Here is a 1,598-nt window from a genome sequence, read left to right as displayed (position 1 = left end):
CAGACTGTGTGAAAACCTAGCAATCTGCTGGCCGGTTAAAGAAAATGCCCGTATCGCAAGATACGGGCATTTTTCTTATGCGCTATATCCAAGGTGAAAATCGCTCTCAGAGCGCGCTGTTTCCACTGTCGCTGGATGAGTTGATTCCCGATGACCATCTGGTTCGGGTCATCGAAGCCTATGTCGCGCTTCTGGATTTTGAGCAACTGGGTTTCGACAAGGCCAAACCCAAGGCCACGGGACGTCCTTCATACGATCCCGCCGATCTGCTCAAACTCTATCTGTACGGCTATTTCCAACGCATTCGTTCGTCACGACGGCTTGAGGCCGAGTGTCAACGCAACGTCGAGGTCATGTGGCTGTTGGGACGATTGGCGCCGGACTTCAAAACCATTGCCGATTTTCGACGCGATAACAGCGCGGCGTTTACCGCGACCTGTCGTGCCTTTGTTCGTTTCTGCCGGCAGGCCGGTCTGATTGCAGGCGAGTTGGTGGCCATCGATGGCAGCAAGTTTCAAGCTGTGGCTTCCAGCCGCAAACATCTGACACCGAAAAAGCTCCAGCAACGGGAAGCGGCGCTCGACAAGAAAATTGCGCGTTATCTGGCGCAACTCGATGAAGCCGATCGCGACGAAGAAGGCGAGTCGATTGATCGTTCAGCGGTGCAGGCAGCGCTGGCGGAGTTGCAGGTAAAAAAGGCCAATAACCAGACCTGCCAAGTGCTGATGCAAGCTCAAGGTCTGGTTCAGCACGTTGTGGGTGAATCCGATGCGCAAAAAATGCGAACAGCGTCCGGGCCGCTCGTGGCCTACAACATTCAAAGTGCGGTGGATGCCAAGCATTGCCTGATTCTGCACCACGAAGTGACTCAGGAAGGCACCGACAACCGTCAGTTGGAACCGATGGCCAAAGCAGCCAAAGAGAAGCTGGATCAATCCGAACTTTGCGTCACGGCGGATGCCGGTTATTCCAATGGTGCCCAGTTCCAGGCCTGCGAAGACGCGGCGATCACGGCTTTTGTGCCTCCCAATCGGGCGATCAACACCACCGGTGGCGACGAGCAATACTTTGACCGCACCGAATTCAACTACGACTCGAACACCGATCAGTACCAATGCCCCGCAGGCAACCGGCTGACACTTAAGCAACTGAGCAAGGGCGACCGAATCTATCAGGCGGCCATCAGCGACTGCCGAAGTTGTCCGCTGAAAAACCGCTGCACCAAGGCAGAACGCCGGTATCTGATGCGCCACGCCCATGAAGCAGCATTTGAGCGAATGGAAGTGCGAATGAAGGCGCACCCGGAAATGATGGGGCATCGGCGCTCCATCGTCGAACATCCCTTCGGCAACCTGAAGCAATGGATTTTCGGCAATGGCCGGTTTTTGCTGCGCCAGTTACAGGGTGCTCGCGCAGAAATGGCACTTGCAGTACAGGCCTACAACTTGAAAAGAGCTATCCAGGTGCTGGGAGCACAGAAGCTGATGGCGCTGATGGGCTGAAAGGCCCTTCATTTTTCAGATTGCAGAAAAGCAAATGCCCCGACAAGTCGGGGCATTTGCTTTAAACCGCGGCGGACTGCGTTTTCACACAGTCTG

The 1,598-nt window shown here is 55.1% G+C and carries 1 protein-coding gene; it reads left to right on the top strand.

All coding sequences use genetic code 11. The features are described from left to right. Positions 1 to 77 precede the first annotated feature (77 nt). Positions 78 to 1,502 (top strand): IS1182 family transposase, encoded by a 1,425-nt coding sequence (locus M5C71_RS33560; protein ID WP_248769699.1) that lies wholly within the window; start codon positions 78 to 80, stop codon positions 1,500 to 1,502. The last annotated feature ends 96 nt before the right edge of the window (positions 1,503 to 1,598 follow it).

Source organism: Pseudomonas sp. MWU12-2345 (genome assembly GCF_023242385.1).
GTDB classification, from domain to species: Bacteria; Pseudomonadota; Gammaproteobacteria; order Pseudomonadales; family Pseudomonadaceae; genus Aquipseudomonas; species Aquipseudomonas gingeri_D.
This window is presented reverse-complemented; position numbering and strand designations above follow the sequence as displayed.

Bases quoted from the DNA above. Each gene is read 5' to 3' on its own strand.
- M5C71_RS33560 (WP_248769699.1), top strand. From the start codon at position 78: ATGCGCTATATCCAAGGTGAAAATCGCTCTCAGAGCGCGCTGTTTCCA.